The following is a 25,250-nucleotide window of genomic DNA, read 5'->3' as shown; positions in this document are numbered from 1 at the left end:
GGTCTTCTCCTCCTAAAACACGCCGCTCAGGAACGCGGCAAAGTAGACAGTTCAATCGACTGGAAGCGCCAGCCCTCGGTCAGCCGCACGAAAGCGGCCCTGCAATCGCCGACGGCGCGCAAGAGACCGGCGCCCTCGCGCCAGTCGGTCAGCAGGATGAAGGAAATGCCGTCGACATAATCGCCATCCGTGCCAGGGGTCAGGACGATGTCGGTCTGCTGGTGACGCACCAGCCCGCGGAACATTTCGCGCCGGCCCCTGGCTAAGTCGAGCAGGGCTTCGTGCCCGACCGTCGAACCGGCTGGGTTTGCCGTCTTGCCGGGAACCGCAGCGCTCGCGTTCAAGCGGGTGAAGGTGCCATTAGGTGCAAAAAGCTCCACCCATTTTTCGGCCTCTCCATGATTGAAGTAGTGACAGTATAGCGCGTAAAGGCGGTGGATCCGGCGCTCGTCCTCCGCCGGAATGAAGTCGTTCAACATGGATATACTCCGCAAGACGGCTGCCGCCTGCGGCCGACGCATCGCGTCGTCCGCCTACAATCGCCGTGGTCTCCTCTGCGACTATCTAGGCGGCGCGGATGGCGCGGGTCCAATAGTGTCTCGGTTTTCGTGCGAAACCGCGATTGCTTGGCGGGAAAGATACCGGGGTTACTAATCCACCAGTTTCGGCGCCAGTCCCTCGCGCGGGTTAACCATTGGCTCGACCTTGCGCAGCGCGCTGCGGATATGGAGCTTAATCAGTTCGACCAGTTCGTCCTCGTGGATCAGTGGAACCCGCCGCGAGGAATGAACGAGGTAAAGCGTGCGCACCAGCTGTCCGTCCTCGATCTTGCGCCCAGTCAGCTCGCCGCGCTGCAATTCGCCGATGACGCTGCCATAGGGCATGATGCTCACGGCCGAGCCCTCGACGACAAGCGATTTCATGATGCTAACCGAAGAGGCTTCAAAGCCGATGATAGGCTCGATGCCCAGTTTCTCCGCCGCCTGCGTCACCAATTGATGAACATGGTCACGCTCTCCGGCCAGAACCATGGGTTGCTTCAGGACGTCGCGCAGGGCGATAGGTCCGGTTTCTGATCCATCCGCGGTTACGAAAAGCAATTCCTCGTCGAACAGCGGGACCCGTGCCAGCCCCGGACGTTCGGTCACTTCATAGGCCAAGGCGAGATGGACCTCGTCGCGCTCGATCGCATCGATCAAAACGAAGGACATTTCCTCGACAACACTCAGGCTGACGCCCTGCATGTCGTCGCGGACCCGTACCATCAGCCCGGCACCGAACAACTTCCCGAGGCCCGGCGTCAGACCCAGCGTGATGCTTTCGGCGGCGGTGCTGGTATGGGCCATGACCTCCTGCTTGATAGAATCCACCTGCCGAAGCACATCGCGGGCGCGATCGTAGAGCAGCTTGCCTGCCTCGGTCGCGGTAACGCCGCGCGAATGGCGGATCAGAAGCGGCACGCCAAGCTCTTCCTCGAGCTGACGGATCTGCAGGCCGAGTGCCGGCTGCGCGACGTAGAGCTGTTCGGCCGCGCGGGTGATGTTTCCCGCTTCGACCGTCTGGGCGAAGTAGCGTAGCTGACGCAAATTCATGGCGCATCGTCTCCTCTGGGCGCGAGGATAAGCAAGCGGCGATGCCGGAGCAAGCCCCGTCAGAGGCGCTCAGGCAAGCAGGTCTGCGATGCGGATCGCCGTTCCGCGTTTTGCCGACAGGGAGACTGCGAGCGTTGCGGCAAGCGTGCCAAGTGCCGAATTGACACCGACCAGCGGCGGCTCCTCGCGCCGGATTACCCGAACGAAATGGGCCATCTGGAGTTCCATCGATTCCGCCTCCACATGATAAAGCTTGCGGCGGATGAAGGTCGCGTCGCGACCGCCATTGGGGGAATTGGTCCAGGTTTCCAGCGTCGGGACCGACAATGAGCCTTCCGTGCCGCAGATGACGTAGCAATCCTCCGGCTGCCAGGCAAAGCGCGAATCCTCCTGCGAGGTCATTTCCCAGCACCAGGGTGCGACGACATTGTCGGAGATGACGAATGTGCCGAGCGCGCCGCTTTCAAAGCGCAGGAGCACGGCCGCGGTGTCCTCCACCGCAAAGCCGCGGGAGACCGATGAGGTCATTGCCTGCACGGTGTCGATCTCGCCGCAGATTGCGCGCAGGCTGTCGACGTCGTGGATGGCATTGATCAGAAGCGTGCCGCCGCCGAGCGCCGGATCCGTCTTCCAGGCCTCCTTGTAGTATTCGTCGGGCTTGCGACGCAGCCACATGCCGTTGAGCGCCAGCACGCGGCCGAGGCCACCGGCCTGCACATGGGCAGCGGCGGCCGCGATGATCGGGTTGTGACGGCGGTGATGGCCGACGAGGGCGGGCAGGTCGGTGCCCTTAAGAGCGTCGCGCAGCCGCAGGCCGGCATCCAGCGTGTCGGCGACCGGCTTTTCGATCAGGGGTACGGCGCCGGCTTCGACGCAATCGATTGCGGCCGGCGCGTGATAGGCGTTAGGGGTGGAGATCACCACGCCGTCTGGTTTGACCGCAGCCAGCATGTGCTTGTGGTCGACAAAGGTGGGGATCCCTTTGGCCGCCAGCGTCTCGCGGGTCTCAGGATTGAATTCGGCGACGCCGGCAATCTCGATCTCCGGATTGCGCTCGGCTACAGCAAGGTGATGGCGGCCCATGATACCGGCGCCGATAAATGCGATCCTGACGGGAGTGCCCATATGTATCCTCCAAGGCAAAAGGCGACGTTACGCGTTTCAATCGCGGTGTCGCAGGCTGTCGAACCCACGTCTTCACTTGGGGAAGGGCGGGTTAAGCAGATTGTTCATCGCCTCGACGGCGACGATGTAGCCGGCAGCGCCAAAGCCGAAAATAACGCCCGTCGCAACCGGCCGGACATGCGACAGATGACGGAAAGCGCGGTCAGCATGGCGATAGGAATTGTTGAAATGCAGTTCGATGATCGGCACCGTCAGGATCCGCAATGCATCGGCAATGGCGATCGACGTGTGGGTATAGGCGGCTGGATTGATGATGACACCATCGATGACGCCATGGGCCTGCTGGATCCAGGTGACCAGTTCGCCTTCAAAATTCGACTGCCTGAAATCGATCTCCATGCCGAGAGGTTCGGCCTTGGCGCGCACGGCGGCTTCCACATCGGCGAGCGTCGAGCGACCGTACAGTTCCGGTTCGCGGACACCCAGCATATTCAGGTTTGGCCCGTTCAGGCACAGGATCTTCGGCTGGGTCATGGCATTCCTCCCTCTGTCGACTGATCGGGCGCAGGCCCGGCTTGACGGTCTTGATAGGCGGGGCTCCCAAAACCGTCCAGAGTTAAAAGCCGTTGTCTGTCATATGTTTTCCTTGCATCGGGCGCGGTCGGCGTGATGGCTTGCGATCCAAGACAAATTGCTTCGGTCTGTCGAAGACAATTGCTATTTGTCGTGGACATGGCTGATCGCCAGTATGACTGCAACCCGTCTTCGGGACCGTATCGGGAGGATACCATGGACAACACGATCACCCGCCGTCACCTGCTTTGTGGCCTTGCCGCCGGAGCCGGACTGCTTGCCATGCCGCGCCTGTCATTCGCCACAACATGGCCCGCCCGTCCAATCACGGCCATTCTCGGCTTTCCCGCGGGCGGCGGCCTGGACGCCTATGTTCGGCTCCTGTCGCCTTTCCTGTCCGAAAAGCTTGGCACGCCAATCCTTGTCGAGAACCGCACGGGCGCCAACGGCAATATCGCCACGCAGAAAGTGGTCGATGCCAAGCCCGACGGCTACACCGTGCTGTTCAGCACCGCCTCGGCAATGGCGGCGGCATCCTACGCCTTTCCGGATCTCGCCTTTAATCCGATCACGGATCTCGATCACATCACGCTTGCGACCCAGTCGAGCTATGTGCTGCTGGTCAGCAAGGAAACGCCGGCCAATACATGGGACGAGTTCGTGGCGCTGGCCAAGACAGAACCCGGCAAGCTGGTCCATGCCTGCGCCGGCGTCGGGTCGGTCAATCATTTGCTAGGCGAGCTGCTCTCGCTGCGCGCTGGCATCAAGCTGAACACGGTCCAGTACAAGGGCGGCGCGCCTGCGATGACCGATCTTCTCGCCAATCAGGCGCAGTGCACCTTCATCTCAGTCGGCCAGGCAGAGCCTTACGTGAAGGCAGGCCAGTTGAAGGCCATTCTCAATTGCGCGCCGCAGCGGGCGCCGCAATTGCCAGATGTCCCAGCATCGACGGAATTCGGCCTCGCGGATGTCGACCAGATGTCGTTCTGGATCAGCGCCTCGGCGCCGAAGGGGACGCCGTCGGAGGTCATCCAAGCGCTGCAGAAGGCCATCGCGGACTGCTATCAGAACAAAGATCTGACGGATCGCATGGCGGTTGCGGGCCTCATGCCGGTCGCCTCGGCGCCGCAGGATTTCCTGGTCAAGCTCAATGCCGACCACACGCTCTACGGCAAGATCATCAAAGACGCCAATCTTACCTTCTGAGGCCCCATGATCAGCGTTTCTCACATGACGGCGCTCAACGCCGAGCCGGAGCGAATGGTCGATGCGGCCGCCAGGGGCGGCTTCGAGGGCGTCGGGCTGCGGATCTTTCCGCCGCGCCACGCGCCGGACCAATATCCCGTCACCGGCGACTGGCCGCGCATTCGCAGCCTGCGGGCGCGGGCCGAGGATCAGGGCATCCGGATTTTCGAAGCGGAATCCTTCGGGATCGGGGCCGACTTCAAGCGCGACGATTTTGCCCGTGCGCTGGAGGCGGCGGCAGCGTTGAACGCGGGCGTGATTGTCTCTGCCGGAATCGACGACGATCTGGGACGGCTAGCGGAAAACTACGGCTGGCTCGCCGAGGCATCGGCTAGCCACGGCATTCGCATGGCAATGGAATTCATGCCGTATCGCGGCATGAAGACGCTCGCCGCTGCGCTGTCGGTTCATGCGAAGGTCAATCATCCTAATGCGCGGCTGCTGATCGACGCGGTCCACCTCAGTCGCAGCGGCGCCGGCATCGCCGACCTCGTCGCAATGCCCGATCGCTCGATCATCGGGCATTTCCATATCTGCGACGCGCCGGCAGCGATTCCCGAAACCGAGGCCGAAAAAATGGTAGAGAGCCGCGAGGCGCGGCTTTATCCGGGGCAGGGCGGCCTGCCGCTTCGAGACATGCTGGCGCTCCTGCCAAAGGATTGCTCTGTTTCGCTCGAAGCGCCGCATCGCGACCAGCAGGACTGGTCTGTCGAAGATCGCATAGCGGCGGCAGGACAGGTGACGCTCGACTTCCTGCGCACGACCGATCTCGCGGCGCAGTAGGTGCGAAGACCGGGACTTGTCCGGCGGCTGGCGCGTCCCGTGCTCGCCGTTGCCTTCCTGGCGCAGCTCATCGTGCCGCTGGCACGGATCGCGACCAGCTATCGGGCAACAGAAGGCGGGTTGTCACCGGCGCAGGTTCTCGTGCTTTCCTCCGCCTTCGCACTGCTGCCTGCATTTCTCGCCATCAGCATGGGACGGCACAATGATCGTCGTGGCGGCGGCACGGCCGCCATCGCTGGCGCGGTTTTGATGGCCGGCGGTTGCATCGCGATGACCCTCCCTATCGCCAACATGTTTTGGCTCATCATAGCGTCCGCCCTGTTGGGCATGGGCCAGACCCTGCAATTGACCGCGCTGCAGGCTGAAATCGGTGCGCTCCGTCTTCAAGCACATCGCGAGAGGATGGTGGGCGGTCTCATGCTCTGGCAGGCCGTCGGACAAGTCGGCGCGCCGCTGATGCTGAGCATCGTAGCTTTGGCGGGCGGCGAACTGTCGCGCAATCTTGCGCTAGTCGCTGCGGGTCTTGCCGTTGCCGGTGCCGTGACCAGTCTGCTGCTGTACAGAAATGCGGCTCTGCCCCGCCCGGTCGAAACACCGGCCTCTCTGCGTTCCATCATTCGTGTTCCTGGCCTGCCGTGGATCATCGTTGGCGGCAGCCTCTGCGTCGCGGTGCAGGATCTGACGCTGGTCTATCTACCGGTTGTCGGCAACGCACGGGATGTTCCTCCGCCAGTGATTGGGCTGGTTCTCACGCTGTTTGCCGCCGCGCAAATGCTGGCGCGCGCCGTTTACGCCCGCGCATCGCAGCGATGGGGCCAGAACGTCCTGATGTGGGGATCGGTGCTGGGAACCGGTCTTGCAACGGCAGCGCTGGCTTTGCCGCTCGGTGCCGTCGCCATCGCCGTCGCTCTGTCGATTTCCGGCGTCTGCCTTGGCTTTGCGATCACGGCATCCGTGGCGCTGACCATGCGCCTCGCCCCACCGGATGCTCGATCCACAAGCCTCGGGTTGCGGCTTGCGATCAACCGGGTCGGACAGTTCTCCATCCCCTTGATCGCCGGGCTGATCGCAACGGCGCAGGCCGGCGCCGTGTTTCTGCTTCTCGGACTTGCCGTAGCCGGGACCGGCGTCGCCGGCTTGCGGCAAAAGCGCTGACGCGGGCATTGTCGCTATCACGCACGTTGCCAGACCATTCCGCTATGGCTGTACCAAACAGGCAGTTTTGGACGAGGCTTCGCGACTGGCCTACCTCAGAAAGACTGACGAGGAGGAAACCAATGGGACATGTGACAGCGATCAAGGACGTGCCGGCAATCGACCCGGCTTCGGTCCTGCCAAAACGCCGTGGCCTCTTTTACGGCGGTGCCTGGCATGATGCGCAAGACGGCCGCACCTTCTGCGTGACCAGCCCTGGCAACGGCCAGTCGCTCGGCACGGTTGCGGACGCGTCCGAAGCCGATGTCGACGCCGCCGTTGCAGCAGCCCGAACTGCGTTTCCGGGGTGGCGGGACACGGCACCTCTGGAGCGCGCCCGGATGTTGCGTCGCATGGCGCAGGTCGTTCGCGATAATGCACGCGAACTGGCGCTGCTCGATGCGCTAGATTGCGGCAATCCGGCGGCCGCCATGGTCGGCGATGCGGCAATTGCCGCCGCGCAGATCGACTTCTTCGCCGGCCTTGTCACCGAAATGAAAGGCGCGTCGATCCCGATGGGCCCCGACCGCCTGAACACATCGGTTCGCGAGCCGCTCGGTGTCGTCGCTCGGATCGTTCCGTTCAACCATCCTTTCATGTTCGCCGCGGGAAAGTCGGCCGCACCTCTGGCCGCAGGCAACACGGTTGTCCTCAAACCGCCGGAACAGGCGCCGCTATCCGCGCTTCGCCTTGCCGAATTGCTTGAGGATGTCCTGCCGCCGGGGGTCTTCAATGTCGTCACAGGCGCCGGCCGTGAAACCGGTCAGGCGCTGGTCGCCCACCCGCACACCGACAGCGTGGCGCTGATCGGATCCGTCGGCGCAGGGCAGGGCGTGATGCGCAGTGCGGCCGAACGTGTGAAGCCGCTACTTCTGGAGCTGGGAGGCAAGAATGCCCTGATCGCCTTCCCCGATGCCGACCCCGGCGAAGTCGCCGATGCGATGATCGCAGGCATGAATTTCGCGTGGTGCGGACAATCCTGCGGATCGACCAGCCGGGCGTTTCTGCACCAAAGGCTGCATGATAGGGTCATCGAGGCGCTGTTGCAGAAGATCGGTCGTTTTCGTCCCGGCCGGCCCGAGGATTGGTCGACGACGATGGGTGCAATCATTTCTGCTCCGCAACACGCGCGTATCCTCCGCTATATCGAAACGGCGAAGGCCGAAGGCGCGACGCTGGTCACCGGCGGCAAGGTGCCTTCCGGCGACGACACCAAGGATGGTTTCTTCGTCGAGCCCACGGTCTTTACAGGGGTCACCCAGAACATGACCATTGCCCGAGAGGAAATCTTCGGGCCTGTCCTGTCGGTGCTGGCCTGGTCGGACGAAGCTGCGATGCTGCGGGACGTCAATGCGGTTGATGTGGGCCTGACATGCGCGATCTGGACCAACGATCTTGCCGCCGCGTTGCGCATCTCCGCGTGTGTCGATGTCGGCTATATCTGGGTCAACGAGGTCAGCCGCCACTTTCTCGGCGCTCCGTTTGGCGGCGTGAAACTGTCGGGGCTGGGGCGCGAGGAGTGCCTTGCGGAATTGTTGAGTTTCACGCGGGAAAAGAACATCCATATTCGTTACGGCAAGCGCGCCGTCTGACGGAAACGGGGAGGAACGACATGCAATCGAGACTGGAGACTATCCGCTGGGACGTGGTGGCCGGAGGGGCGATGATCGCCGTCGCCGTCGTCTTCCTCGGCATTGGTGCGCAATTGACGTTCGGGTCGCTGACCCGGATGGGCCCGGGCTTTTTGCCGGTCTGCGCCGCCATCGGCCTTGCCGCACTCGGTGGGGTCATCGTAATTGAGGGATTGAAGGGCACGTCCGCAGTGCCGGACTTTCCCAAATTGCGGCCTTTCCTCGTCGTCATCGCCTGCCCGATCGTATTTTCGATGATGATCGAATGGGCCGGAATGGTGCCCACCGTTCTCGTGACGGCCGTGATCGCCCGCATGGCTGAACCGGTCAAATGGGGCTGGGATCTGGTGCTGGTTCCCGTCGGGCTCGCCGCCATGGGCGTCTTCATCTTCATCGACTTCCTCGGAGTCGCAATCCCGGCCTTCTGACCGGACAGAAGCAGCATTGGGAGGAACACCTATGCAAGATACCATCCTTTACGGCTTCAGCCTGGCCGGGACATGGCAGAATCTCGGTTTCGCGCTTGTCGGCTGTCTGCTCGGCACGCTGATAGGCGTCCTGCCGGGCGTCGGGCCGCTCGCGACCATTTCCATGCTGTTGTCGATGACGATCTATCTCGATCCGCTGTCGTCGCTCGTCATGCTGGCTGGCATCTTTTATGGCGCCCAATATGGCGGCTCCACCACCGCGATCCTGTGCAATCTTCCCGGCGAGGCATCTGCCGTCGTCACGGTTCTCGACGGTCACCAGATGGCGCGAAAGGGCAGGGCCGGGTCGGCGCTGGCCATCGCGGCGCTTTCCTCCCTGTTTGCCGGCGTTTGCGCGACCGTCGTCATCGCGCTGTTCGCGCCGATCCTTTCGAGTTTCGCGCTGCGGTTCAACGCGCCCGAATATTTCGCCTTGATGCTTCTCGGACTGATGGCCGCGGTGGTTTTCTCCGGTGCGAAAATGTCCAAGGCGCTCGCCATGGCCTGTTTCGGGATCCTGCTCGGGTCTGTCGGCACGGATGTGGAGACCGGGGCGGCGCGCTTCACCTTCGGCCTGCCGGAGCTGAGCGAGGGGATCGGCATGGTGGCGCTGTCGATGGGCCTGTTCGGCCTGTCGGAGATCATCATGAACATCTCGAAATCTGACAGCCGCGAAGTCATGCAAGCCAAGATCGGCCGCCTCTGGCCGTCACGCGAAGAGGCCAAAAGGGCCGCTCCCGCGGCGGCACGCGGCACGGTGATCGGCTCGCTTCTCGGCGTCCTGCCCGGCGGCGGCGTGGTTCTGTCCACCTTTGTCGCCTACATGTTCGAGCAGAAGATATCCAAGACCCCGGAGATTTTCGGCAAGGGAGCCGTCGAAGGTCTGGCGGCGCCGGAGGCGGCCAACAACGCTGCAGCTCAGACGTCGTTCATTCCGCTGCTGACTCTCGGCATTCCCACCACGCCAACGCTGGCTCTGATGCTGGGCGCGATGGTCATGCAGGGTATCCAGCCGGGGCCGGAGGTCATGGTCGCCCGTCCGGATCTGTTTTGGGGCCTGATTGCCTCCATGCTGATCGGAAACGTCATGCTGGTGATCATTAACCTGCCGCTCATCGGGCTCTGGGTGCAATTGCTGCGGGTGCCCTATCGGATCCTGTTTCCGGTCATCCTGACGATTTGCTGCATCGGGGCCTATTCACTCGAATTTTCCGCGGTGGATCTGATGGCCTTGTCGGCGTTTGCCGGAGCCGGTGTGCTCTTAGTCGCCTTCGGATTTCCACCGGTGCCACTTCTGCTTGGCTACATCCTTGGGCCGCTTGCCGAAGAAAATTTGCGGCGCGCCATGGCGATCTCGGGCGGAGACGCGACGGTATTTTTCACCAGGCCGATCTCTTTGGCGATCATGTTGCTGATTGTAGCGCTGATCGCAGTCGTCGCCTTGCCGACATTCCGCCGCAACCGCGAGGTTTTCGACGAGCAATAGAAACGGCCGCCTACCCTTGCGGCAATGGGGCGTGATGCGCCCTTTCGCCGGCATGGCCAGCTCAAAGCAAACGCTACCGCTCGTCCAAGCCAACGGTATTTGATCTCGCCGCCTGCGCGGCGGACATACAAGACGAAGAGTTCAGAAGGAAAGCCTGATATGAAGGATTCGACCACAAGCCTGCAGGGATCGCCCGCCGATGTCGAACAGCCTGTTTTGCAGGATCGTTTCGACGCGATCTTCGGAAGCGACGTGATGGCCGACGCGATCCGTGCTCTGGATATCCGCTATGTCGCGCTGAATCCCGGCGCGAGCTACAGGGGCCTCCATGACAGCCTCGTCAACTATCTCGGCAACAAGGGGCCGCAGATGCTGCTCTGCCTGCACGAGGAACATGCCGTGGCGATCGCCCATGGCTGGGCCAAGGTGACCGGAAAGGCGATGGCGGCGATCGCGCACTCAAATGTCGGGCTGATGCATGCGACGATGGCCATCTTCAACGCCTGGTGCGACCGCATGCCGGTCGTGGTGCTTGGCGCCACCGGCCCGGTGGATGCCTCCAAGCGCCGGCCTTGGATCGAATGGATCCATACGTCCCGTGACCAAGGCGCACTAGTGCGCGACTATACCAAATGGGACGACCAGCCCGGCTCTGCGCTCGCCTCGCGGGAATCGATCCTGCGGGCCGACTGGATCGCCAACACCTCTCCCAAGGGCCCGGTCTATGTCAATCTCGACGCCGGACTTCAGGAGGCTGAACTCGTCAATCCGACATCGGAAATCGATGCGGCACGATATCGCCCCTCCGTCAGCGCCGGTGCCGATGCGTTACAACTGGCCGAAATCGCGGCGATCCTTTCGGGCGCCAGGACGCCGGTCATCCTCGCCGGTCGTGCCTCGCGCGACCCTGGAGCCTGGGCACTGCGGGTCGCCCTTGCGGAAAAGCTGGGCGCCAAGGTCGTCACCGACCTGAAGATCGGCGCCAGTTTCCCGACAGACCATCTGCTGCATGCGGGATCGCCCGGCATCTATGCCGTTCCGGAAGCCCGTACGGCGATCGCCGCGGCGGACGTCATCCTGTCGCTGGACTGGGTCGATCTCGGTGGCACTTTGGACGCCGCCTTCGAGGGTAGCTCGCCTACGGCCAGGATCATCCAGGTGTCGCAGGACCACATGCTGCATCGCGGCTGGAACATGGATTACCAGGCCCTTCCTGCCATCGACGTCATGCTTTCGGCCGATCCCGACCAGATCCTTGCCGGCCTCTGCGGAGCACTCGGTGCGGCATCCGCGACAGACACGACTCGGACGTCACAGCCCTTGCCGGACTATCCCGCCCTCACCGCCGGGCCGATCGTCATGGGACAACTTGCGCATGCGTTGGCTCGGGTGACGGCGCAGCACGATGTTTCTTTCGTTCATCTTCCTCTTGGCTGGGATGGTTCGTTCTGGCATTTCCGCCATCCACTGGATTTCCTCGGCTCCGACGGCGGCGGCGGTATAGGCGGCGGTCCCGGTATCGCGGTCGGCGCGGCGCTTGCCTTAAAGGACATGGACCGCTTGCCGGTCTGTATCGGGGGCGATGGCGATTTCCTCATGGGGGTGACCGCGATCTGGACCGCCGTGCATTATCGCATTCCTTTGCTCTACATTGTTGCCAATAACCAGTCCTTCTTCAACGACGAGGTTCATCAGGAACGCGTGGCGCGGATGCGTGGCCGGCCGGTAGAAAACAAGTGGATAGGTATGCGCATGGACGATCCGGAAATCAGCATAGTAGGTATAGCGCAAGCACAAGGCGCGGTAGGCTTTGGCCCGGTAAAGTCGGCAGATCAGCTTGTCGAAGTGTTTGTAAATGCCCTTGCCCATGTCGAGTCAGGGGGTGTGGCGGTCGTCGATGTTCGAGTGGAACCGGGCTACACGCCAGCGATGACTGCCTCGCTGAACCGCCATGCAGGAGAAAAGAAATGATACAGCTTTCCGTCGCCATCGGTGACTATGATCGCAACCGCCCGTTAATTGATGGCCATGCGAGGATTGATGGTGTCGATCCAATTATCATGACGCTAACGCCTGAGGAAATGTTCTTCCGCGCCATGCGGCACGAGGCATTCGACATCTGTGAATTGTCTTTGTCCTCGCACACGTTGCGCACCTCGCGAGGTGACGCGCCCTATGTCGCCATACCTGCCTTCGTGTCACGCGCATTTCGGCATACCGGCATCATCGTGCGCTCTGATAGTGGAATTACCGAACCCGCACAGCTCAAAGGACGTCGCGTCGGTATTCCTGAATGGCAATTGACCGCCAATGTCTGGATCCGCGCCTTGCTCCAAGACCAGTACGGTGTTGATCCGCAGGATATCAAATGGGTTCGAGGCGGTCTGGAGCAGCCAGGCCGTGTCGAAAAGGTCAAGCTGGACCTACCCGAAGGTGTTGAGATCGAGGAAATCGCTCCGGCCGATACTTTGCGTGATATGTTGGCAGACGGCCGTATCGACGCCTTCATGGGGCCGCGCGCTCCCACAAGCTTCGTGCCTTCTAATACAGCGCTACGCTGGATTTTCAACGATCCGACAGCCGAGGCGATGGCATATTACGATAAAACCAAGATCTTCCCGATCATGCACGTTATTGGGATACGTAAGACACTGGCCGAACAGCATCCCTGGTTGCCCATGGCAGTCTACAAGGCATTTGTGCAGTCAAAGCAGTTAGCCATCGAGCATCTTTCTGAGACATCCGCCACAAAGATCACTTTACCTTTTGTCGAAGAGCAGTTGCGCCGCGCGGTGTCTTTGATGGGGCAGGATTTTTGGCCCTACGGCATCGGCCCCAACAGGCACGTATTGGAATATTTCACGGCCGCCCACCACAAGCAGGGGCTGTCAAAGCGTCAAGTCGCGATAGAAGAGCTTTTCCATCCGTCAACTCTGGAGAACTATGTAATCTGAGATCCCGATGTTAGACGCCCGCGTGAAAATTCGACATTTGCAAACGTTCGTGGAGGTTGCCCGCCAGAAGAGCGTGGGCAGAGCTGCGCACAATTTGCATGTCAGCCAGCCTGCCGTCACCAAAACGATTAGAGAACTTGAGCTTCTGCTGGGGGTTGCCGTCTTTCAAAAGGACGGACGCGGCATAAGGATCACCCGACAAGGTGACGTTTTCTTAAGGCACGCGGGCGCCGCGCTGACCGCTGTTACGCAGGGACTGGATGCTGTTTCGCAAGAACGATTGAAAGAGGTGCCAGTGATCCGGATCGGCGCACTTCCAACCGTGTCCACTCAAATAATGCCGCACGTCGTACATTTGTTTCTCAAGAAGAAAATCCCGAGCCGCGTCACAGTTATCACGGGTGAAAATACGACGCTGTTGGAGCAGCTGCGTGTCGGGGATCTCGATCTAGTTGTCGGTCGTCTTGCGGGTACCAACAAGATGACCGGTTTCTCTTTCGAGCATCTTTACTCCGAGCAGGTGGCTTTTGCCGTCCGCAGCGAACATCCGTTGTTGGGCCGGAAGGCGTCACTGTTTTCCAGCCTGCCCGACTTTACGATCCTAATGCCGACGCGCGACTCGATCATCCGGCCTCTTGTCGACAATCTCCTGATTAGCAACGGCGTGGGCCGCCTCCCTGACCAGATCGAGACTCTCTCAGAAGCCTTCGGGAGAGCATTTGTCCAGATTACTGACGCGGTCTGGATCATTTCCGCCGGTGTGGTCGCCAGCGATATTAGAAGCGGCCTTTTAGCGAAGCTCCAGATCGATACACGCGAAACAAGAGGGCCAGTCGGGCTGACCACGCACGCCGATGTCATCCCCTCCCTGGCGGTCTCTATCCTGATCCAGACGATTCGAGAAGCCGTATCGATTGTTGATGCCGAGAAGCACGGAGTTTGAAGTTACACGGTAGAATACCAGGCTCAAGATGCGGTACGGGTTCGCGGTTCGATTGCTTTCAAGGCGATGAGTTTTTGCTTTAGAAACTTGTTACCTTGAATCCGTTGGTGCCTGCTAATACTTCGGGCATTAACGTCCAGAGGTGGTATAGCGAACTTGCCGGGATTGTCGCAGCACTGAATTGACCGTCGAGCAAAAAGCTGTCACGCCAACATCCTTTCGGAGCATGCGCAAGGTATGACGTGAAAAGCTCATTCTCGACTGAGGCGGCTTTATGAAGATAGGATGCATGTCCCGTCGCGCGATACTGCATGACGTGCGCTTTTAACAGTTCCGCTTGTGGCCAGAGGCGGCGGGTCGGTTTCAATGCCTTGCCTTCAAATGAGGCCTCGTCGACCAGAAACGAATTGCCGCTGTCTGCGCTGATGGCAAGGGCTGTCGACAGAAGATGCTCACAGAGCAGGTCTTCGTTATTTCCGCTGAGCTTTGCGTATCGGCGAAGCAGCCAGACCCATTCGGCCATATGGCCAGGGTCGAGCCGCTCTGATTGGTAATCGGCGGAAACCTCCCATGCAGATCCGAAAAATTCCCGAAGTGGTCCCGTTGAGGACGCCAGAAACTTTGTCTTGAACAGCTCGATGATCTTTTCTGCGCACTCGACGGCACGGGAAGACCCAGCAGTCTCCCAAAGGGCGAGGCAAGCCTCCAGATAATGCATATGGGGATTCTGGCGACGCGGCAGTGTGCCCAGATTGTCCTCCGCCCATCCACCTGACGGCGCCGCAAGCGTCCGGTCGATGGCGTCCATCGTTGTTTCGATGTGACCCAGATATTCCGGCCTGCCGCTTGCCTTGCTCAACCAAGCAAGCGCCAAAAGCACACAGGCATGATCATAAAGGTCACGGACCGGGTCGGTGATCGCACCAGTAAAGCGGTTGAATGCGCGCGCATAACCTTGGCTGCTGCCGCCTATCCAGGCCACGGCATGAAGCTGGCGAAACGCGGTTTCGGCTTTTTCAAGAGCACCCTTGGGCCCTGCACCCAGGAAGGATGCCTGTGCGAAAACATAAATTTGCCGCGCCGCCGTACGAGTGCGCACAATACCAGTCCGTTCCGGCGTGCCGTCCAGTTGCAACGCTTCGATGAAATGTCCGTTTTCGGCATCAAATGCGACATCTGCCCATACGGGAAGAGCATCTTCGATGAAAAATTTCGTCAGACGTTCAAGAGGCAAGTGGTATCTCCCTTGGCTTCAACCAAGTGGGTCATCGATTCTGCACGGCTGCGGTTGACGCACGGATGATCAGCTTCGGACGGATGAATATGGATTGCAACGATGCGTCGGGCTGGTTGATCCGGCGCAAAAGCAGTCGTGCAGATTCATTGCCGAGTGCGCGGGGCGTGACGGATATGGTCGTCATAGCCGGATCCCATTCCGCCGACATCGAGATATCGTCGAAGCCGACAATGGACACTTCGCGGCCCGGCTCCAGCAAAAGTTTGCGTAGACCGATCGTCACGCCGAACGCAACGATATCCTGATGACAGACGATTCCTGTGACATCCGGCCGCCGTTTCAGCACGCGCCGCACGGCCTCGGACCCCTCGGCAATGGTTGCACCGCATGGCTCGATGAGATCGTCGCCGACCTCGATCCCTTCTTCGGACAAAACTTGTCGCCAGCCGTTGATGCGGGCTTCGCGGGATGTCGAAGTCGATGTTCCGCCAATATAGGCGATCGTGCGATGGCCGAGTTCGATCAAATGTTGCGCCGCCGCCATACTGCCCTCGACGTTATCGACGCCGACGAAATCGAACAGGGCCGCTTTGGGCGGGCGCAGCACCATGACGCAATGCGACACGGCGGCCTTCCATTCGGCAAGCATCTTCGGCGTCGTATCAGGGGCGACGCAGAGGACAGCGCCTGCGCACATATTTTCGCGCAGCGACGTGCCGAAGCGTTGCTGTCGAACGAGATTGTCCTCGACATTGACGATCATCGGGAAGAAGCCGGCGTCCTCGAGCGTCTCGGCAGCGCCTGAAACGAGTTCCGCAAAGAAAGGATTGGACAATGAGCTGACGCCGATGCCGACCGTCGTCGATTGCCCCGCACGCAGGTTGGCAGCTGCGCGGTTGTAGACGTAGCCCAATGACTGCGCGACTTTCATCACCTGCTCGCGGGTCTCGGGCGATATGCGTCCAGCATTGCGCAAAACCTGCGACACCGTCGCCTTGGAAACGCCCGCGGCTTGCGCGATATCATCGATGTTGATGCGCTGGTTCATGACATCCGATCCATCTCCTCAAGCGTGACGCTCCGGCAATATCCCCGAATGATGGAGACATGCAAGCCGAGCAAAATTCTATGATCTGACCGACGCTCTAATTGTTGCATGAGGCCGGGTGGGATCGACAGGTCTGATCGTATAGGCCTCGACTCCGGCCGGTACGATGAACGTTTCCGCGTATCCTGCCCTAAAGGGCTTGAAAGTGCCCGCCGGGCTCTCGACGATGATCCCGTCACCTTCAACAAGGTTGAGAACATGCACGCTGCCCTCCGTGAAATGTTCTACTCTCTCCGTAAACCAGTGGCGTCGCGTTTCGATGAATTCAAGCGGGTGCAGTCCCGTCCGCTCTTCCCGAACACCATCTTTATCCGACAAAACCTCGATATGATCGATAACCTCGCGCTCGGCCCATGTAGTGTCCCGATCTTCTCGAAGAACTGCCTTGCCATGATCGATATGGACAGGGCGTGGTAGGCCATCGAGCCCAAGCCGTCCCCAGTCCCAGAGCTTGAAGGTGAAAATATAGGGTGTGGCGCTAATTTCGAGAACGACCGAACCGCTGCCCGAGCAATGGATCGTTCCGGCCGGTATGGAAAAGTGATCATGTTTGGCCGCTGGCCATTTGTTGACGAATTTTTCGACATCCAGCGGCAAACCGCCAGATTGCGCAGCTGTAAGTTCGGAAAAGAAATCGTCTGCGCGCACGCCGTCTTTCATGCCGAGATAGACGCAGGCATCCGGTCGGGCCTCTAGAATGTAATAGCTTTCATCTTGGGTGTAGGAAATTCCGAATTGATCACGGGCGTAACCGGCCAGCGGATGGACCTGAAGAGACAGATTCCCGCCGCCGATCGTGTCGAGAAAGTCGAAGCGGATGGGGAATTCAGGCCCGAAACGCGAATAAACACGTGCCCCGAGTAACTGTTCGGGTTGCCGAAGAACGAGATTGATCGACGGAATCTCGAACTCCATACCATCGAAATCAAGCACAAGGCTGTTTTCCTCGGGTACGCAGTCGAAACCCCAGGCATAATTGGCCGGGCCATCCGGCAACTCGAACTTGTCCTTCATCCAATTACCGCCCCAGACGCCAGGGTCGAAGTATGGCACAACGCGGAACGGGCGCGTGACGGTGTGCTGCAAGGCGGCACGCATCGTTTCGCCGTCAATCGATCGGGGATCGTCTGGTATGGTCGTGTCGAGGAACGTGTGCACGCGGTCGAAAAGCGACATTTTCCACCGATCGGCTGCACGCCACTCGATGAAATAGCCGCGCTTGTATTTGACCAGAATATCTTCGCGCGGGTTATCGATTGTCAAATTCCGCTGGCCGGCGCGCATACGCTTCTGGATCTCCCAACGGGGCATATCGGCATAAACGAGAAGAGCGCTCTCCAACACCAGCCCCGCACCGCAGCCTATAATGAGAACGCGCCTGCCACTGCCCTGTGCCTCAACCGCTTTTGCCTTGGCTTTCAGGATTTTCTCGGGATCGAAAAACTCCGACATCTGAAATGGTGCCATGTAACCGAACACACGATCGTCAGTCAGGAAGCGGTCAAGCATGGTGGAGAGTTTGGTTTCGGGCAGCATAAGTTCGGCAGCACGGATGACCAGTACGTTGTCCATAGCTGTTACAAACTGCTCCTCGATCTCCGCTAAATCGACGCCCGGATAGGTTTCCAGGCAGATCGCGACATCGGAAGTAGCGCTGAGAATTTCGTCCATGATTGACGGCCATCCGCGGACGACCGGCTTTTCGCCACTGTCGAATTTTACGCTTGGTCGTTTGTCGTAGCTCACCGTAGGTCCTCCCAAAATCCGGCACGAAGAAACCAATCGATACCCGTCTTATGGTATAACGATATATCAATTTGACGCAACATTTTTATCTCTCCCTACCCTCCATCGAATTGACATTCTCGTTTAAGTGCCCAGAAATTTCGGCAAAGCAGTGTCTATTATCAATAATCATGAAAAATTCTTATGACCAGCACTCAATATCCGGGTCTTTTCGTTTGACGCTACCAAAATATAGGTATATCGAAATATCAGCCCTATCGGTTGGGAGGCTTGGGAGGAAACCATGAAGCGTCGCAATTTTCTAATGGCCACGGGTGCAGCTTTGGCTGCACCCTATCTTTTGCGCAGTGCATATGCGCAATCCAGTTTTGACTGGAAGCAGCATTCCGGAAAGACGATCAGCGTCGCCATGGCCCGCCATCCTTGGCAGGAGGCAATCGAGCCGATGATCAACGAATTTCAGGACCTGACAGGCATCACAGTCAAGCTAACGAAATTGCCGGAAGCGCAGTATCTGACCAAGATCGTCGCAGATCTGACTGGGGGCGTGTTCAGTCAGGACGTCTTCATGACGCAATATTACGATGCGCCCTCCTATCAAGAGAAGGGCTGGACGCGCGATATCGCTCCCTATCTCGACAATGCAAAGCTGACTGACAAGGCCGCCTATGACTGGGATGACTTCTTCCCGGCGGCTCGCGACGTTTCGAAGATCGGCGGTAAATATGCAGACCGCGTCGCTATCACCGCCGAGGCGCAGACGCTCGTCTACAATACCGAATTGCTGAAAGCCGCCGGCGTTGAACCGCCAAAGACGGTTGCGGAAACCATCGCTGCGGCTGCCAAGATTTCTGAAGGCGGCACTGTCTCGGGCATGACCATGCGCGGCGGCAATGACAACTGGTGGCCGTTCTATGGTTTCGTGCGTTCTTTTGGTGGCGAATATGTCGATGGCAACCTGAAGCCTTTGATCAATTCGGGCGAAGCAAAACAGGCTCTCGAAGCCTATGTGAAACTGGCGAGTTATTGCCCCCCGGGAATGACCAGTTACGGCTGGGACGAGATCAATACCGCGATGCTTTCGGGTCAGGCAGCCATGTTCCTGGACTCGTCTGTAATCTACAGTCGTCTGCAGGACAAGGAATCGTCTACGATCGTCGGCAAGGTTGGCGTTGCGCCATTCGTCGAAGGTCCGGGCGGTCGCCATGGGCACTCCCATTTCTGGACAATTTCGCTCGCCAGCAACGCGCCTGAGCCGGAAGCCGGCTGGCTGTTCCTTCAATGGGCAACATCCAAGGACCTGCAGGCAAAGATCGCCATGAAGGGTGTCCTTGCTCCGCGCGCCTCTGCCTGGAAGCTCGAAGGATTGTCGAGCGTCTTCCCGGACGAGTTCCTGGAGGCTGTCCGCACATCACTGGAAACTGCCGTTGTCTCTCCGGCCAACCTCAAGTTCTTCGAACTCATGGACCCGTTGCGCGCGCAGGTCCAAGAGGCCATTCTGGGCAACGTGCAGGCGAGCGAGGCACTCGACAAGGTGCAGTCCGAATGGGAAAAAATCCTGGTTTGAGGTTAAGCACGATGTAATTTCGACCTTTATCGTGCCCCCTTCCAGGGGCACGATTCACGAATTGACTATCGGAGTTCTGCCGATGCTTCTGCGACGTTCCAAGTTCGCTTACATGCTCACGCTGCCTGTCGCTGTTACGCTTCTGTCGCTGCTGATCTACCCCACCATCATCACCTTGAAAAATGCCTTCTGGGGCGCCGACGGACTGACGCTGTCCAACTTCGGATCCATGGCATCGCTTGACGGGTTCTGGGCGGTGGTTCGCAACACTCTGGTCTTCACCATCGGATCCACCGTCATCAGCATGTTCCTCGGTTTTCTGTTCGCCTACAGTCTCGAGTTCGTGACGGTCGGACGGCGGTTTTTCTCCTCCATCCTGATCATTCCGCTTGCAATGATGCCTGTCGTTTCTAGCCTGACCTTCGGCATGATGCTTAATCCTGCATTGGGTGTCGTCAATTCCGTGTTGAAGATGGTGGGGATCGCCGGCCCGGGCTGGGCAACGGGAACATCGACGGCGCTTGCCACGGTCATGATGGTCGATATCTGGCAGTGGACGCCATTCTGCTTTGCCATTCTGCATGCCGGCTTTCGTTCTCTGCCTGGCGATGTCATGGAGGCTGCCCGTATTGACGGTGCGAATGCCCGTCAGGAACTCTTCAAGATTTCCATACCACTTCTTCGCGACGTGATGCTCGTCACATTCGTGTTTCGTTTCATGGAAGCGTTCAAGGCTTTCGACGCGATTTACGTCATGACGCAGGGCGGCCCGGGGCGTTCGTCCGAGACCATGGTGATCAGAGCCTACAAGGAAGCGTTTCAGTTTTTCAAGCCGGAAACGGCAGCAACCATCGGTGTCGTGCTGCTCGTGGTCACGCTGATCTGCGCGCGCCCCATCGGCCGCGCGCTGCTCAAGGAGGGCTCCTCATGAAGCATTCCGTTTTTGCCCGCACACTCGCCTATCTCTGGCTGGTCATCGGCAATGCCATCATCCTTGCTCCGGTTGCCTGGATGATCCTACAGTCGCTGAAGGGAAAACTCGATACGATCGCTTTTCCACCCAAGTTCATATTCGTCCCGACCCTGGCCAATTATACGGAAGTGCTGCGCTCTTCCGGCTTCAGGCAAGCCATGCTCGACAGTTTCACCGTCGCCACCGGCTCGGTGCTGATCGGCATGCTGATCGGCGTTCCATTTGCCTATGCGTTGTCTCGATCGAGCATGCGCGGGCGGTTCGAGCTGGCGGAATTCATTCTCTCAACAAAGATGCTGCCGGCCATCGTGATCGTCGTGCCGTTGCTGCAGGTCTATAAGCAACTTGGTCTCATCGATACGAGGGCAGGGCTCATTCTCGCCCATGTCCTGGTCGTTCTTGCACTCATCGTTTGGGTGATGCGCAGCTTCATCGATGCGCTTCCTATAGAAGTTGAGGAGGCGGCGTATGTGGACGGGGCGTCCAAATTGAGAACCTTGCTGCAGATCGTTCTGCCATCGGCGGCTCCCGGGTTGGTGACGGTTGCGGCGCTTGCTTTCATCCTCTCATGGAACGAGTTGTTCTTCTCCATCACGCTGACCAGCATCAATGTGCGGACCTTACCGGTTTTCATGGGAACGGAATATGTCGGCTTCCTGGCTGTGGACTGGGGTAAGCTCTCCGCGGCCGGCTTGATCGCAACGTTCCCGGTTGTCGTTCTTGTCATCACCCTTCAGAAATATCTCGTCCGGGGCCTGAGCCTCGGCGCGCTGAAGTAGGGAGCCGGGATGGATCAGGTATCGCTTCATTTTGGCGCGGGTGCCCTTGGGCGCGGGCTTATCCTGCCGATGCTCGCCGCAAGAAAAGTGCCCTTGGCTATTGCCGACACGAATATTGCGCTGGTTGATCAGATCAGTGACAGAAGCGGCTACCCCATCGCCGTTTTGGAGAACGGCACGCGTCAGGATATCTTCGTCCCGGTTGTGCATGCTTTTGCGATTGGCCGGGACGATGACGATCTGAACGCGTTTATCGCCAAAACTAATTTCGTCACAACCTCGGTGCAGGTTAGCAATCTTCCCACAGTCGCCGCCCGTCTGACCGCGATCTGGGAAGACAGCCCGCTTTCGCCGCGCACCGTTGTCGGTTGTGAAAATCTTCGCAAGGTCGGTGCGCATATCAAGGCGTTGTTTGCGGATATTGATGCTGGGCTAGCAGGCAGCATATCATGCCCAGATTGCGTGGTGGACCGCATCTGCGCAGCCTCTCCATCTGATATCCTTGTCGAAACCGAATCCTATACGGAATGGGTTGCCGAGTTTGAGGGGGCCCCCTGGTTCACTGGCCCCGATGTCGCGCCGGATGTTGACCGGCTGTTTTTCCGGAAGCGTTACCTCGTCAACACGCTCGCAGATGCCATGTCTTTCCTCGGCAAGGCGAAAGGATATTCCTACCTTCATCAAGCGATCAACGATCGCGATATCCTACAACGTCTCGAGCCGGTACTGACGCTGCTGCGACATCATCTCGTTCGCGTGTTCGGCTTTGATGCGCAGGAATTGGCGGATTATCAGGCCCTGAACATCCGGAGGTTGGGAAACCCCGCAATTTCCCGCCGGATCGAAACCGTTGCGCGCGATCCGTGGCGTAAATTCGCGCCGGAAGAACGTTTCATGGAGCCCGTGCTGACGGAATTCGACGCCGGGCAAGACATCGATGGGGCAATTCCAGTTCTTTCCGCCATCATCGCCAGCGCCGAACCCGACGCAAGACGTGCAGCGGCACACCTGCAGAACGCCTGGACAACACATGTCTCGCACCCGGTTTTCCGCCGGTTAGCCTCATCGCTCGAACGGGTCGATCCATGAGCAACACGATCATTGCCGCGGATATCGGTACATCGTCGCTTAAGGCTGCTCTCGTCGATGATACGGGTGTGGTGCTTGCCACTGCGCGGCAGGGTTACGGGACCAGGGTTTCGCCACAGGGATGGACCGAGCAGGATCCGGCGGATTGGCTCCGAGCGCTGATAGAGGCATTGCAGACCCTTGGCCAGAAACTTTCTCTCGCCAATGCGAAGGGCCTCGTCTTCACCGGTCAGATGTCTGCGGGGCTGATTGTCGACAGGGCGTTCGATCCCTTGCGGCCTTGTATTATCTGGTCCGATCAGCGCGCAGAAAAGGAGGCGAAATCTGCATCGGATACGGCCGGAGCCGACAGGCTCTATGCGGTGACCGGCAACCCGGCCACTGCAACTTACACGGCGCCGAAACTGGCATGGCTTCACCGGAACGAACCCCACTTGATGCGCCAGGCCCACGCGTTCATTCAGCCGAAAGACTGGATCGTCGCTAAGCTCACCGGCCGATTGGCGACGGACCTCTCGGATGCCTCCTGCACCGGCCTAATCGACCTTCGAAAGGGCGGGTGGGCCAATGATCTCCTTGCCTTGTACGGGATCGACGAGAGGCTCGCTCCCGAAATTCTATCGTCGACCACCATTGCGGGTCCATTGTCGCAGGATATGGCGACGCTCCTTGGGCTTTCTGCAGGATTGCCGGTCGTCATGGGCGGCGGCGATGGACCGGCGACAGCCGCTGGCGCCGGTGCCCTTCTTCAAGGGGATGCTTATGCGGCCCTCGGGACCAGTGCCTGGATTTCCTTCACCTCCGCCGATCCCGTCGTCGATGCGGATCGGCGTCTGGCAACGTTTGCGCATATTATTCCCGGTCTCTACGTCGAGACGGGATCGATGCAGGCGGCAGGCGCCTCCATCGAATGGGTTGCCAGGCTCCTGGGCAAATCGCCACGTGAAATTGCCGATATCGCTTTGGCGGAAGGACAGCCCGAGGGCAGGGAGCCCTGCTTCCTGCCGTATCTGCAAGGAGAGCGGACGCCGTATTGGACAGCGCTTCCTGCGGGAACCTTCTTTGGCCTCAATCGCGATCACGGACCGAACGACATGGCCAATGCGGTGATGGAAGGTGTCTGTTTTCAGATGCGGCTCATCCTCGATGTTTTCCGCAGCCTCGGGCGCACAATCAGCCCGCTGACGATCACAGGCGGGTTCGGCCAGAGTGGATTGTTTCAACAGAGGTTTGCCGACGCAGTTGGCCAACCGACACGCACTTTGCTGAACGCCGAACATTCGACAGCGATCGGGGCGGCGATCGCCGGATTTCTGGGGCTCGGGATCATCGGCTCTGCGGATGATGCAAAATATTGGCCGAAGTTCCAAAGCGAAACGCGACCCGGAGGAAACCAGGGGGCGATCGCCGCTCGCTTTAACCTGTTTCGTGACAGCTGGCCGCCAGCCGAAATGCTGGCGAAATCCATAAACGCATTGGAAGTTTGACGCACTCGCACTCGCACTCGCACTCCACGTAGACGCGCAGGTGTAGGAGAGAAAGGTATAAAGCCATGGCTTCTATCGAAATGGTCAAGACAACAAAAAAATATGGCGCCGTCACGGGCGTCGATGCCGTCGATCTGACGATCGCGGACGGAGAGTTTGTCGTTCTTCTCGGACCCTCCGGCTGTGGCAAGTCGACATTGCTGCGCATGGTCGCGGGACTTGAAGAAATATCATCGGGAGAGATCCGTTTCGATGGTGTCGCGGTCAACGATGTCACGACGCAAAAGCGCAATGTCGCGATGGTTTTTCAAAACTATGCGCTTTACCCCCATATGAGTGTGAAAGAGAACATGTCCTTCGGGCTGAGGATTAACGGCGCCCAGGAAAATCAGATCGAGGGAAAAGTCCAAAAGGCCGCAAAGATCCTCGGGATTTCAGACTACTTGTCACGCAAGCCCAGACAACTGTCCGGCGGACAGCGGCAGCGTGTCGCTATGGGGCGATCGATCGTTCGCGAGCCTGTCGCATTCCTGTTTGATGAACCGCTTTCCAATCTTGACGCGAAACTGCGCGGGCAGATGCGACTTGAAATCAAACAGTTGCAGAAGACGCTGAAGACGACGGCACTTTACGTGACCCATGACCAGGTCGAAGCGATGACTCTTGCGGACCGTGTGGTGGTGTTGAACAAAGGGCGGATCGAACAGGTCGCGACACCGCTTGAACTTTACAGCCGGCCAGCATCGCTGTTCGTCGCAGATTTCGTCGGAACCTATCCGATGAATTTTCTGCGCGGAACAACGTCTGGAGCCGATGTCGACCTGGCGTCTGGCGCCCGGATCGCTTCCAATACGAAAATTACTGATCCAACATCTGTGGTTATTGGGCTAAGGCCCGAGCAACTACGGATCGATCCGAGCGGCGCGATCGAATTCGTGCCAAAAATTATCGAGCCTCTAGGGTCGGATACGATGATCCATGGAGAAGTGGCAGGCCAGCCGTTCTTGATGCGAGTCGATCCAACACTGACCGTCACGCAAGACGAAAAAATTCGCGTCTCCATCAACAGCCAAGATGTTCATGTGTTCGATGCGAGTTCCGAGAAGAGGCTTTGATTCCAGGCATATTTCCTTTTTTCGCCGAGAAAGACCTCGAATTTGTGACCCGTGTGGGAAAACGGGTCTACGGTCAACTCTGTTCAAGAGCAGCCATACAATCACGGTTCGACAAAAGGTGTTTATCAAACTCGACACAGGCGGAACGTTGCTGAA

22 protein-coding genes are annotated in these 25,250 nt (G+C 59.2%); 15 read left to right on the top strand and 7 right to left on the bottom strand.

What is annotated here, in order from left to right:
* Positions 1-26: 26 nt before the first annotated feature.
* From ASD32_RS22310 to aroQ, 4 genes are all read right to left on the bottom strand, one after another.
* Positions 27-479 carry a nuclear transport factor 2 family protein gene (locus tag ASD32_RS22310; RefSeq protein WP_060640232.1) on the bottom strand — a complete coding sequence of 151 codons (453 nt, stop codon included), beginning with the start codon at positions 477-479 and terminating at the stop codon, positions 27-29.
* Positions 480-650: 171 nt separating this feature from the next.
* Positions 651-1,592: a LysR family transcriptional regulator gene (locus ASD32_RS22305; protein WP_060640231.1), complete on the bottom strand. Its 942-nt coding sequence runs from the start codon at positions 1,590-1,592 to the stop codon at positions 651-653.
* A 69-nt stretch (positions 1,593-1,661) separates the two neighbouring features.
* Positions 1,662-2,717 carry a Gfo/Idh/MocA family oxidoreductase gene (locus ASD32_RS22300; RefSeq protein ID WP_060640230.1) on the bottom strand — a complete coding sequence of 352 codons (1,056 nt, stop codon included), beginning with the start codon at positions 2,715-2,717 and terminating at the stop codon, positions 1,662-1,664.
* 72 nt (positions 2,718-2,789) lie between these two features.
* Positions 2,790-3,251: a type II 3-dehydroquinate dehydratase gene (gene aroQ, locus ASD32_RS22295; RefSeq protein WP_060640229.1), complete on the bottom strand. Its 462-nt coding sequence runs from the start codon at positions 3,249-3,251 to the stop codon at positions 2,790-2,792.
* A gap of 255 nt (positions 3,252-3,506) precedes the next feature.
* Here aroQ and ASD32_RS22290 point away from each other — a divergent pair, with 255 nt between their 5' ends.
* The 9 genes from ASD32_RS22290 to pcaQ all read left to right on the top strand — a co-directional run bounded on the left by ASD32_RS22290 (position 3,507) and on the right by pcaQ (position 13,993).
* Positions 3,507-4,496: a tripartite tricarboxylate transporter substrate binding protein gene (locus tag ASD32_RS22290; protein WP_060640228.1), complete on the top strand. Its 990-nt coding sequence runs from the start codon at positions 3,507-3,509 to the stop codon at positions 4,494-4,496.
* 24 nt (positions 4,497-4,520) lie between these two features.
* A complete protein-coding gene (locus ASD32_RS22285) occupies positions 4,521-5,318 on the top strand; it encodes a TIM barrel protein (RefSeq protein ID WP_162252696.1) in 798 nt (265 codons plus the stop codon).
* Positions 5,319-6,473: an MFS transporter gene (locus ASD32_RS22280; RefSeq protein ID WP_082546884.1), complete on the top strand. Its 1,155-nt coding sequence runs from the start codon at positions 5,319-5,321 to the stop codon at positions 6,471-6,473.
* Positions 6,474-6,595: 122 nt separating this feature from the next.
* Positions 6,596-8,104: an aldehyde dehydrogenase family protein gene (locus tag ASD32_RS22275; protein ID WP_082546883.1), complete on the top strand. Its 1,509-nt coding sequence runs from the start codon at positions 6,596-6,598 to the stop codon at positions 8,102-8,104.
* A gap of 20 nt (positions 8,105-8,124) precedes the next feature.
* Positions 8,125-8,571, top strand: coding sequence for a tripartite tricarboxylate transporter TctB family protein (locus ASD32_RS22270; protein WP_082546882.1), 447 nt, complete (start codon positions 8,125-8,127; stop codon positions 8,569-8,571).
* Positions 8,572-8,602: 31 nt separating this feature from the next.
* The gene (locus ASD32_RS22265; RefSeq protein ID WP_060640224.1) at positions 8,603-10,096 is read left to right on the top strand and encodes a tripartite tricarboxylate transporter permease; all 1,494 of its coding nucleotides are present in this window, start codon (positions 8,603-8,605) and stop codon (positions 10,094-10,096) included.
* A 159-nt stretch (positions 10,097-10,255) separates the two neighbouring features.
* Positions 10,256-12,067, top strand: a complete 1,812-nt coding sequence (locus ASD32_RS22260; RefSeq protein WP_060640223.1) for a thiamine pyrophosphate-binding protein — start codon at positions 10,256-10,258, stop codon at positions 12,065-12,067.
* Positions 12,064-13,050: an ABC transporter substrate-binding protein gene (locus ASD32_RS22255; RefSeq protein WP_060640222.1), complete on the top strand. Its 987-nt coding sequence runs from the start codon at positions 12,064-12,066 to the stop codon at positions 13,048-13,050. Before ASD32_RS22260 ends, ASD32_RS22255 begins: the two co-directional genes overlap by 4 nt.
* A gap of 7 nt (positions 13,051-13,057) precedes the next feature.
* Positions 13,058-13,993, top strand: a complete 936-nt coding sequence (gene pcaQ, locus ASD32_RS22250; RefSeq protein ID WP_060640221.1) for a pca operon transcription factor PcaQ — start codon at positions 13,058-13,060, stop codon at positions 13,991-13,993.
* Positions 13,994-14,072: 79 nt separating this feature from the next.
* On the opposite strand, the gene ASD32_RS22245 is transcribed toward pcaQ, so the two are convergent.
* From ASD32_RS22245 to ASD32_RS22235, 3 genes are all read right to left on the bottom strand, one after another.
* Positions 14,073-15,227 (bottom strand): AGE family epimerase/isomerase, encoded by a 1,155-nt coding sequence (locus tag ASD32_RS22245; protein ID WP_060640220.1) that lies wholly within the window; start codon positions 15,225-15,227, stop codon positions 14,073-14,075.
* A 31-nt stretch (positions 15,228-15,258) separates the two neighbouring features.
* Positions 15,259-16,278 carry a LacI family DNA-binding transcriptional regulator gene (locus ASD32_RS22240; protein WP_060640219.1) on the bottom strand — a complete coding sequence of 340 codons (1,020 nt, stop codon included), beginning with the start codon at positions 16,276-16,278 and terminating at the stop codon, positions 15,259-15,261.
* Positions 16,279-16,356: 78 nt separating this feature from the next.
* Positions 16,357-18,084, bottom strand: coding sequence for a class I mannose-6-phosphate isomerase (locus ASD32_RS22235; RefSeq protein ID WP_060640218.1), 1,728 nt, complete (start codon positions 18,082-18,084; stop codon positions 16,357-16,359).
* 283 nt (positions 18,085-18,367) lie between these two features.
* Between ASD32_RS22235 and ASD32_RS22230 the strand changes: the two genes are divergently transcribed.
* The 6 genes from ASD32_RS22230 to ugpC all read left to right on the top strand — a co-directional run bounded on the left by ASD32_RS22230 (position 18,368) and on the right by ugpC (position 25,094).
* The gene (locus ASD32_RS22230) at positions 18,368-19,651 is read left to right on the top strand and encodes a sugar ABC transporter substrate-binding protein (protein ID WP_060640217.1); all 1,284 of its coding nucleotides are present in this window, start codon (positions 18,368-18,370) and stop codon (positions 19,649-19,651) included.
* Between the two features lie 82 nt (positions 19,652-19,733).
* The gene (locus ASD32_RS22225) at positions 19,734-20,582 is read left to right on the top strand and encodes a sugar ABC transporter permease (RefSeq protein WP_060640216.1); all 849 of its coding nucleotides are present in this window, start codon (positions 19,734-19,736) and stop codon (positions 20,580-20,582) included.
* Positions 20,579-21,403 (top strand): carbohydrate ABC transporter permease, encoded by an 825-nt coding sequence (locus tag ASD32_RS22220; protein ID WP_060640215.1) that lies wholly within the window; start codon positions 20,579-20,581, stop codon positions 21,401-21,403. The genes ASD32_RS22225 and ASD32_RS22220 overlap by 4 nt, the downstream gene beginning before the upstream one ends.
* A 9-nt stretch (positions 21,404-21,412) precedes the next feature.
* Positions 21,413-22,492, top strand: coding sequence for a hypothetical protein (locus tag ASD32_RS22215; protein WP_060640214.1), 1,080 nt, complete (start codon positions 21,413-21,415; stop codon positions 22,490-22,492).
* Positions 22,489-23,979, top strand: coding sequence for an FGGY family carbohydrate kinase (locus ASD32_RS22210; protein ID WP_060640213.1), 1,491 nt, complete (start codon positions 22,489-22,491; stop codon positions 23,977-23,979). The genes ASD32_RS22215 and ASD32_RS22210 overlap by 4 nt, the downstream gene beginning before the upstream one ends.
* A 65-nt stretch (positions 23,980-24,044) precedes the next feature.
* Positions 24,045-25,094: a sn-glycerol-3-phosphate ABC transporter ATP-binding protein UgpC gene (gene ugpC / locus ASD32_RS22205; protein WP_060640212.1), complete on the top strand. Its 1,050-nt coding sequence runs from the start codon at positions 24,045-24,047 to the stop codon at positions 25,092-25,094.
* Positions 25,095-25,250: the final 156 nt, after the last annotated feature.

Origin of the sequence: Rhizobium sp. Root483D2, from assembly GCF_001426685.1 — a bacterium.
GTDB lineage: Bacteria > Pseudomonadota > Alphaproteobacteria > Rhizobiales > Rhizobiaceae > Pararhizobium > Pararhizobium qamdonense.
This window is presented reverse-complemented; position numbering and strand designations above follow the sequence as displayed.